The organism is Tahibacter sp. (assembly GCF_035481375.1).
GTDB lineage: Bacteria > Pseudomonadota > Gammaproteobacteria > Xanthomonadales > Rhodanobacteraceae > Tahibacter.
The window spans coordinates 19,891-28,412 of sequence record NZ_DATIGT010000302.1; the positions used below are offsets into that span (position 1 = coordinate 19,891).

The 8,522-nt window shown below is 68.9% G+C and carries 8 protein-coding genes and 1 pseudogene; 7 read left to right on the forward strand and 2 right to left on the reverse strand.

Features of this window, described 5'->3' with window-relative positions:
• The first annotated feature begins 4 nt into the window (after positions 1–4).
• The 6 genes from rdgB (at position 5) to VLF18_RS20130 (ending at position 5,955) form a co-directional block, all read left to right on the forward strand.
• Positions 5–622, forward strand: a complete 618-nt coding sequence (rdgB, locus tag VLF18_RS20105) for an RdgB/HAM1 family non-canonical purine NTP pyrophosphatase (RefSeq protein WP_325281414.1) — start codon at positions 5–7, stop codon at positions 620–622.
• Complete coding sequence (gene hemW / locus VLF18_RS20110) at positions 604–1,776, forward strand: radical SAM family heme chaperone HemW (RefSeq protein WP_325281415.1); 1,173 nt, start codon at positions 604–606, stop codon at positions 1,774–1,776. The genes rdgB and hemW overlap by 19 nt, the downstream gene beginning before the upstream one ends.
• Positions 1,777–1,801: 25 nt before the next feature.
• On the forward strand, positions 1,802–1,990 hold the full coding sequence (locus tag VLF18_RS20115) for a CPXCG motif-containing cysteine-rich protein (RefSeq protein ID WP_325281416.1): 189 nt from the start codon (positions 1,802–1,804) through the stop codon (positions 1,988–1,990).
• A gap of 173 nt (positions 1,991–2,163) precedes the next feature.
• On the forward strand, positions 2,164–4,503 hold the full coding sequence (locus VLF18_RS20120) for a DUF1631 domain-containing protein (protein ID WP_325281417.1): 2,340 nt from the start codon (positions 2,164–2,166) through the stop codon (positions 4,501–4,503).
• Between the two features lie 14 nt (positions 4,504–4,517).
• Positions 4,518–4,865 carry a PilZ domain-containing protein gene (locus VLF18_RS20125; RefSeq protein WP_325281418.1) on the forward strand — a complete coding sequence of 116 codons (348 nt, stop codon included), beginning with the start codon at positions 4,518–4,520 and terminating at the stop codon, positions 4,863–4,865.
• Between the two features lie 7 nt (positions 4,866–4,872).
• Positions 4,873–5,955: an FAD:protein FMN transferase gene (locus VLF18_RS20130; protein WP_325281419.1), complete on the forward strand. Its 1,083-nt coding sequence runs from the start codon at positions 4,873–4,875 to the stop codon at positions 5,953–5,955.
• Between the two features lie 66 nt (positions 5,956–6,021).
• Here the strand turns inward: VLF18_RS20130 and VLF18_RS20135 are convergent, their stop codons facing one another.
• Together VLF18_RS20135 and VLF18_RS20140 are read right to left on the reverse strand one after the other, a co-directional pair.
• Positions 6,022–6,834 (reverse strand): outer membrane beta-barrel protein, encoded by an 813-nt coding sequence (locus VLF18_RS20135; protein WP_325281420.1) that lies wholly within the window; start codon positions 6,832–6,834, stop codon positions 6,022–6,024.
• Positions 6,835–6,944: 110 nt separating this feature from the next.
• A complete protein-coding gene (locus tag VLF18_RS20140) occupies positions 6,945–7,685 on the reverse strand; it encodes a helix-turn-helix transcriptional regulator (protein ID WP_325281421.1) in 741 nt (246 codons plus the stop codon).
• Between the two features lie 133 nt (positions 7,686–7,818).
• On the opposite strand from VLF18_RS20140, the pseudogene VLF18_RS20145 reads away from it, so the two are divergent.
• A pseudogene (locus tag VLF18_RS20145) lies at positions 7,819–8,522 on the forward strand (hypothetical protein); the annotation flags it as partial.

Genomic DNA, 8,522 nt, shown 5'->3' on the forward strand with positions numbered 1-8,522 from the left:
CGCCATGAAGACCGTCGTCCTCGCGAGCAGCAACCGCGGCAAGCTCGCGGAACTGCGCACGCTGTTCGGCACGCTCGATCTCGACGTCGTCGCCCAGGCCGAGCACGGCGTCGGTGACGCCGACGAGACCGGCTTGACGTTTGTGGAAAATGCGCTCATCAAGGCGCGCCATGCGGCACGCGAAACCGGCCTGCCCGCGCTCGGCGACGATTCGGGCCTCTGCGTCGACGCGCTCGGCGGCGCGCCGGGACTGTATTCGGCGCGCTACGCCGGCACCCACGGAAACGACGCGGCCAACAATGCGCGCCTCGTCGCCGAATTGCGCGATGTTCCGGACGACCGGCGCAGCGCCTACTTCTATTGCTGCCTCGTGCTGCTGCGGCATGCCGAAGATCCGTCGCCGATGATCGCCGAAGCCCGCTGGTACGGCCGCGTGCTGCAGGCGCCGCGCGGCGACGGCGGTTTCGGCTACGACCCGTTGTTCCTGCCCGACGGCTACGCGGTGTCCGCGGCCGAACTCGAAGCCGGCGAAAAGAACCGCCTGAGCCACCGCGGCCAGGCCGCGAGCGCGCTGCGCGACGTCCTGCAGCGTGAACTGCAGCGATGGCACGGCACGCCGTGAACGCTCCGCCGCTCGCGCTGTACGTGCACATTCCGTGGTGCGTACGCAAATGCCCGTATTGCGATTTCAACTCGCACACGGCGCCCGAAGGCCTGCCCGAGAACGACTACGTCGCGGCGGTGCTGGCCGACCTCGACCAGGACCTGCGCGACTACGCGCCCGCGCTCGACGGCCGCCCGGTCATCAGTGTGTTCTTCGGCGGCGGCACGCCGAGCCTGTTCTCGGCGGCGGCGATCGCCGCGATCCTCGACGGCGCACGTACACGCCTGCCGTTCGCTCCGGCGGCCGAGATCACGCTCGAAACCAATCCCGGCACGGTCGAACACGGCCGTTTCGAGGACTACCGCCGCGCCGGCGTCGATCGCCTGAGCTTCGGCGTGCAGAGCTTCGACGACGACAAGCTCAAGCGCCTCGGCCGCATTCACAGCGCATCTGAAGTGCGCGAGGCGATCCGGCTCGCGCGCGGCGCCGGCTACGACAATTTCAATCTCGACCTCATGTACGCGCTGCCGCAGCAGGATCTGGCCGGCGCGCTCGCCGACGTCGACGCGGCGATTTCGCTCGCGCCGAGCCACATCTCGCATTACCAGCTGACGCTCGAACCGAACACCGCGTTCGCGCGCACGCCGCCGCCGCTGCCCGACGACGACCTCGCCTGGGACATGCAGGAGGCCTGCCAGCAGCGCCTCGCCGATGCCGGGTTCGCGCACTACGAGACCTCGGCCTACGCGCGCGACGGACTGCGCAGCGTACACAATGTGAATTATTGGGAATTCGGCGACTATCTCGGCATCGGCGCCGGCGCGCACGGCAAGCTCAGCGACGCCGCGACCGGCAGCGTGCGCCGCCGCTGGAAGGTCCGTGCGCCCCGGGCCTTTCTCGCGCATGCCGGTTCGCCGCGAGGCATCGGCGCGGACGAAGCCATTGCGGCCGAACAGCTGCCGTTCGAGTTCATGCTCAATGCGCTGCGCCTGGAGCACGGCGTCGCGCGCGCGCTGTTTGCCGAACGCACCGGCCTGGCGGACGCGCAGATCGCCGCGGCGCTGGCCGACGGCGAGCGGCGCGGCTGGTTCGCGCGCGACGACGCACGTATCGTCGCGACCGATCTCGGCAGGCGCTTTCTCAACGACGCGATCACCCTGTTCCTGCCCTGACCACCCCCGCCATCGCGGAGGAACCATGCTCGAATTCGTCCGGCTGCACTGCCCCTATTGCGGCGAAAGCTTCGAATCCAGCGTCGACCTGTCCGCCGGCGACCAGGATTACCTCGAGGACTGCGCGGTCTGCTGCCGCCCGATCACGGTCGGCGTACGCGTCGGCAGCGACGACGAACTGCTGGAAGTCCGAACGCGCCGCGACCAGGACTGAGCGCGCGTCACAGACTGTCACGAAATAAGGTTTTGCCGCACCGTTCTCCGGTGGTTGCACCTACTGGCTGCTCCGGCGGAAGCGGGCATACAATCGGGCCGCAGCTTAGGGGGAATCAGGGGCCCGCTATGCAACCAATGGATGCGGCATCGGTGCCAAGACCGAACGGCGAAGTGCGTCTGATCAGTCTGAATGCGCGCACCGTCCTGGCGCCGCGCGTGCGCCTGTTGCTCGAAGGCGTGCTGGCGCTCGCAGGAGGCATGCTCGAACGCTGGCTTGCGCTGAGCCTCAACGAACACGAGCAGCAGCTGTTCAAACTTGCCGAGAAGGCGCGCAGCAGCAACGAGCAGCACGCGGTTTTCGAATCGCTGCGCGAGGTGAAGCGCGGCCGCGCCGACGTCGCGCCGCGCTTCATGCTGTACCTCGAGTCCGCGCTGGCGCAGTTCGATCAGAAACCCGCAGGCGCAGCCGTCGCACCGAAGAAATTTCAGGAGCTCGCGCTCGTGGAGACGCGCGACCTTGAGGAGAACATCGCGCTGCAGGAAATCGCGACGAAGGCCGAAATCCGCCACAGCCAGGCGCTGTATGCGCTCGGCCACCGCTTCGGCGTGCTCGCCGGCGCGCCGGCACTCGACGCGGAAAGTCTTCCGGTCGGCCCGCATCTGATCGGCGAGGCGCTGCGCTACGCGACGGTCTGCCTCGGCATCGCGATCGAGCATCGCCTGCTGCTGTACCGCCAGTTCGATCGCCTCGGCATGGCCGAAGCCGGCGTGCTGTACGGTGCAGTGAACGACTATCTCGTCGAAAAGCGCATCCTGCGTCACCTGCAGGTCGGCTCGCGCTACGTCACGCCGCCGCCGGCCGCACAGGTCGACGCGGCGGCGGCAGCGAAAAATGCGGGCCGCATGCCGGCTTCCACAGGCGCGTCCCTGCCGGCCGAATCGGCACCGCCGCCCGGAAACCCGCCGTTGCCCGGCGCGCGCCACGCGGCTTCGGCCGACGAAGAAGCGCGCGATTCGGAGCTCTTCCATACGCTGCGCGAGCTGCTGTCGGGACGCCGCCAGGCGGTCGGCACGCCGCCGCCCGACCGCAGCACCGTGTCGAGCTATACCGCGACGGGTGAAGACCTGCAGGCCGTGCTCGGCGCGCTGCAGAACAAGCCGGCCGCGCCGATGGTGCTCGGCGGCCGCGTGGTCCAGCGCAGCATCTCGCACGTCAAGCAGGATCTGCTGAACCAGCTGCGCCAGTTCACGCCGGACGGCCGTCCGCCGCAGCTCAGCGAGGTCGACACCGACACGCTCGATCTCGTCGGCATGCTGTTCGACTTCATCGCGAAGGACATGCGCCCGACCGGCGCGACCCAGTCGCTGCTGACCAAGCTGCAGGTGCCGGTACTGCGCGTCGCGCTGCGCGACAAGAGCTTCTTCACGCGCCGCGGCCATCCCGCGCGGCAGTTGCTCAACGCGATCGCGGAGACCGGCCAGTACTGGATCGACGAGAGCGAAGGTGGAGCCGACCGCGTACTCGTCGAAAAGATGCAGCTCGTCGTCGATCGCGTCGGCGCCGAGTTCGACGGCCGCGACGAACTGTTCGACGAACTGCTGACCGACCTCAGTCGCCACATGGGCACGCTCGCGCGCAAGGCCGAAGTCGCCGAACGCCGTCACGTCGATGCGGCGAAGGGGCGCGAGCGTCTCGACATCGCGCGCGAGAGCGCCGTGCGGGCCGTCGACGACCGGTTGCGCGACCGCAAGGTGAACCGGCTCGCGCGCGCGCTGCTTGAACAGGCCTGGACCGACGTACTCGCGCTGACGCTGCTGCGCCAGGGCGGCGAGTCGGAGATCTACAGACGGCGCATCGACGTCGTCGACCAGCTCGTGGCCGGCAGCGGCAGCGACAACCCCGCGCTGCGCGCCGAGCTCGAACAGGGACTCGGCCAGGTCGGCTTCCACAGCGACGAAGTGCAGAGCATGCTGACGCAGCTGCTCGGCGGTGCCGAAGCGACGAAGGACGACAGCACGGCGAGCCGCACCGAACTCGCGCTCAAGCTCAAGGCGAAGACGCGGCTCGGCGAGGACGCACCAGGCGCCGCCGCCGGCGACCCCGCGCGAACCACGACGCCGGCGCCGCGCGCTGCGGCAACCGCCGCGGCAACCGCGTCCGCGGCCCCGGCCGATTCCCAGCCGCTGAGCGCCGACGAGCGGCAGACGCTGGAACGCCTGAAGACGCTGCCCTTCGGCACGTGGTTCGAGTTCGTCATGAACCAGCAGGGCGAAACCGTGCGGCGCAAGCTGTCGTGGTTCTCGACCTTGACCGGACGCTGTCTGTTCGTGAACCAGCGCGGCGCGCGCACCGAGGAACGCACGCTGCATCAGCTCGCGCGCGACATCGTGCGCAAGCAGGCGCAGATCATCACCGAAGACCGCGAATCGCTGATCGACCGCGCCTGGCACACGATCGTCAACACGCTCAAGCAGTTTTCCGGCAAGTCCGTTCCGCAGCCCGCGACCTGACGAAGGAGTCCACGATGGTCGAGCACCGCCGGGCGCCGCGCCGCCGCGCCGACGAAAGCATCCAGGTCACCAACGCGATCACCGGCGAGAGCGCGGGCCGCATCGGCAATCTGTCGATCGACGGCATGATGCTCGTGACCGAACGTCCTGCGCGCGACGATGCGCTCTACCAGTTTTCGTTCCAGCTGCCCGACGAACACGGGCACCTGCAGCAGGTCGAGATCGGCATGCACGAGCAATGGACGGAGGCTGCGACGGTACCGGGCCAGCACTGGGTCGGCCTTCGCTTCATCGATCTGAGTCCCGAGGACCACGCCCTCGTGCAAGGCTGGCTCGAACGCGGCCGGCAGCACTGGGAATAGCCGACGCATGCGCCGACTGTTCCTGTTCGCCGCACTCGCCGCAGCGCTGCTGCTCGGTGCCGCCCGGTTGTACCGGCAGCAGCAGGCACTCGCGCCGCACAAGGCGAGCTTCGTCATTTTCGGCGGCCTGACCGAGGTCGAACTGCGCGGCGTCCCGGCAGAAACGGCCTCGCGCGTTTTCGGCGCGATCGGCGAGGTGCTGCAGCGCGACCAGCGCGCCTGGCATCCCTGGGAGATCAGCGATCTGATGCGGCTCAATGCCGCGATCGCGCAAGGCGAACCGTATCGCGCGTCGCCCGAACTCAGCGGCCTGCTGCGCCGCGCACAGCGCGCCTATGCCGACAGCGACGGACTGTTCAACGCAGCGATCGGAAGCCTCGTCGACCTCTGGGGATTCCACACCAGCGAATTCCCGATCGTGACGCCGCCTCCGCCGCAGCAGAACATCGATGCGACGCTCGCGACACAGCCTCGCATGGACCAGCTAACGATCGCCGAGGACGGCACCGTCGTGTCGACCAATCGCGCGATGCAGCTCGACCTCAACGGCCTCGCCGAAGGCTATGCCGCCGAACAGATCGCCGAGATCGTGCGCCGCCACGCCGCCGCCGGCGCGCTGATCAACGTCGGCGGCGACGTGCTCGCGATCGGCCGCGCGGGCGAGCGTCCGTGGCGCGTCGGCATCAGTTCGCCGCAGCACCGCGACTTCGCCGGCGCCGAACTCGGCGACGGCGAAGCATTGTTCACTTCCGGAAACTACAACAAATATCGAGAGGACGCCGGACAGCGCTGGGGTCACGTGCTCGACCCGCGCACCGGCAAGCCCGCGCGCGGCGTCGTCGCCGTCAGCGTGATCCACGACGATGCGGTCGTGGCCGACGTCGGCGCGACCGCGCTGATGATCGCCGGCCCCGGCGACCTCGTCCGCATCGCGCGCCGCCTCGGCATCCGCTGCGTCCTGCTCGTCGCCGACGACGGCACGACCTGGCTGACGCCGGCGATGCGCAAGCGGCTCGAGTTCGCCGAGCCGCCGGCGCGCGTGGAGGTTACGGAGGATCTGGGGGCCGAATGCGGAGCGGGAAGCGAGTGAAGAGAAGCGAGAAACGCGTGGACGCATGCGACTCTCTTTTCTCACTCCTCCCTGCTCTTTCCTGCCTCAATATCGCGCCTTCAAAAACACCGACGGCCCGTTCAGCCGCACATTGAGTTCACCGTCGAAGTCGCGCTTGTCGGCTTCGATCTTGATGCGCTGCGCGCCGTATTCGACGCCGAAGCCGATGTTCTGCCACGGGAAGTATTCGAAGCCGAGCGACAGGTTGTAGATGTGCCCCTGCAGCGAGCCGTTGTTTTTTCTGACGCCGGCGATGTCGGCGTAGAGGCGCGCGTTCTCGCTGAACGCATGACGCCAGCCGAGTTCGACGAGCGGCGCCCAGGCCGATGCGCTGTCGCGCAGGTCGAGCTGCTGCACGTTGCCGTTGAGCGAGCCCTGTCCCGACACTTCGCCGGCGATGCGATAGAAGCCGCCGCCCAGTCCGATACCCCAGACGTCGCGGTCGCCGGCCGGCAGCCACCAGCGCCAGGCCACGCTCGCGAAATCGAGATCGAGCTGACCGTGCACTTCGGCGTCGACGTTGAACGTGCTGCCGTCGTAGTTGATCGTGCGGCTCAGCCGTTCGGTCGCGCTCCGGTGGAAGCGGTAGCCGTCGACTTCGATGCCCTGGCTGTCGCCGACGAGAAATCCGAACCGCGCGCGGCCGACGGTGCGGTTCTCGGTCAGCCCGAAGTCGTCCTCGAAATTGACGTCGGTGCCGATCAAGCCGTTCTCGCCGTCGATGCGCGCGTCCGCGTCGCTGTCCGTCTGATACGCGCCGAGCGACAGGTAGAAACGATCGAGCGCCATGGGCTTTTCGGCCTGGGCGGCCGGAGCGAGCGCGGCGAGCAGAAGGGCGGGCAGATAGCGTCGTTGCATGATTCGTGTCCTTGAGTGCGTGTGCGTCGTGCCGGCGCAGGGGCGTCCCGCGCCTGCGGCAATTCTGGCATGCCCCCACCGGCGCGGCAGTCGCGCCGACGGCGGGCGCATCATGGCTTCCGTGCGCGTCGAAGCCGTGTGAACTCGGAAAACTCCCACTGGCGCAGGCCGACCATCAGGCTGAAGCCGTCGCGCTCGCGCAGCGGCAGGCGCGCGTCCTGGCGCGCGAGTTCGTCGAATTCCTGCGCGAGGCGGATCAGCGCGGTCTTCATGCGCGTGCGCGAGGCCATCGACAGCATGCCGCTCAAGAAACGGAATTCGTCGCCGATGCCGTCGAACGCCCCGCGCAGGAATTCGCCGGCGACGTGCGCGAGAAAGAACGCGTGCACCGGGCCGTCCTTGCGCCAGGCGAAGTTGCGCGCGGTCAGTTTCTTGACGCGCCGCGGCGGCCGGTAGTCGACGATGCCGAGTTCGTCGAGCCGCAACAGCAGGCTCACGAGACGCGCCTCGTCGAATTCGTAGGTCGCGGAAATCTCGGCGAGCTTCCAGTCGTTGACGAGCAGATAGGTCATCAGCAGCAGTTGCGGATCGCGCACGAGCGCGCGTTCCTGCGACTCGCTGAGTTCGTGCAGCGCCGCCGGCGCCTGGCTGCCGTCGACGAGATCGCTCAGCGTGAGTTCGAGCACTTCGCAGATGCGGTCGAGCCGGCCCAGCGAGAAGTCGCCGCGGCTCAGGTCGCGCTTGATCGTCGGTTCGCTCAGGCCCAGCTGATCGGCGAGCTGCCGGTACGTCATGCCGCGCTGGCGCAGCACGCTGCGGATATTGCGCACGAGGGTTTGTCCCGCGCTCATCGCGTCGCTTCCCGGTATCAGATCGTTATACCGGATCAGACAACAGCGATAGACCGCGCGCAAGGATTTGCGCGTGCCGCCGGCGCTGCGGCAGTCTCTGGCCGCATACCGGCGCTCCGCGAGGACTCCTGCGATGAATCTGGCCGCGTCATCCGTTCCGCTGCGCCCGTGCGCGCCGGCGGCCTGCCGTCCGCTGCGCCTGCTCGGCAGCGGCGTCGCGGCCGCGCTCGATCCGCTCGCGAGCAGCGCGATCGATGCACGCCTCGGGTTGCCGCCGGGAACCGTCGAGCGCCGCAGCGGCGTGCGCAGCCGCGGCGTCGAAACGCGGCGCAGCGCCGCCGCGCTCGGCGCGGACGCGGCGCGCCGCGCACTCGCGAGCGCCGGTCTCGGCCTGCATGAGATCGATGCCGTGATCGCCGCGAGCGCCACCATGGACCAGGCCATGCCGTGCAACGCCGCGCTGATCCATCGCGAACTTCACCTGGGACAACCGGGCCCGAGCGAGCGCGGCATGCCGGCGTTCGATATCGGCGCGAGCTGTCTCGGCTTCGTCGTCGCGCTCGACACGGCCTCGGCGCTGATCGCCGCGGGACGCTATCGCCGCGTGCTCGTCGTCGCCGCCGACATCGCCTCGTGCGGTCTCGACTGGGACCAGCTCGAGGCCAGCGCGATCTTCGGCGACGGCGCCGCAGCGGTCGTCGTCGACGCCGGTCGCCACGCCGACCACATCGATCGCGACGGACGCGCGGCACCCGGCCTGCTCGCCGCCGCCTTCGCAACCCACAGCGAAGGCGCGCACTTCTGTGAAATCCGCGGCGGCGGCTCGCGCTACCACCC

What these genes read in the sequence shown, in the direction of transcription:
- VLF18_RS20140 (WP_325281421.1), bottom strand. Translation starts at nt 7,685, where the DNA reads ATGAGCGCGGGACAAACCCTCGTGCGCAATATCCGCAGCGTGCTGCGC.
- hemW (WP_325281415.1), top strand. Translation starts at nt 604, where the DNA reads ATGGCACGGCACGCCGTGAACGCTCCGCCGCTCGCGCTGTACGTGCAC.
- VLF18_RS20115 (WP_325281416.1), top strand. Translation starts at nt 1,802, where the DNA reads ATGCTCGAATTCGTCCGGCTGCACTGCCCCTATTGCGGCGAAAGCTTC.
- rdgB (WP_325281414.1), top strand. Translation starts at nt 5, where the DNA reads ATGAAGACCGTCGTCCTCGCGAGCAGCAACCGCGGCAAGCTCGCGGAA.
- VLF18_RS20135 (WP_325281420.1), bottom strand. Translation starts at nt 6,834, where the DNA reads ATGCAACGACGCTATCTGCCCGCCCTTCTGCTCGCCGCGCTCGCTCCG.
- VLF18_RS20130 (WP_325281419.1), top strand. Translation starts at nt 4,873, where the DNA reads ATGCGCCGACTGTTCCTGTTCGCCGCACTCGCCGCAGCGCTGCTGCTC.
- VLF18_RS20125 (WP_325281418.1), top strand. Translation starts at nt 4,518, where the DNA reads ATGGTCGAGCACCGCCGGGCGCCGCGCCGCCGCGCCGACGAAAGCATC.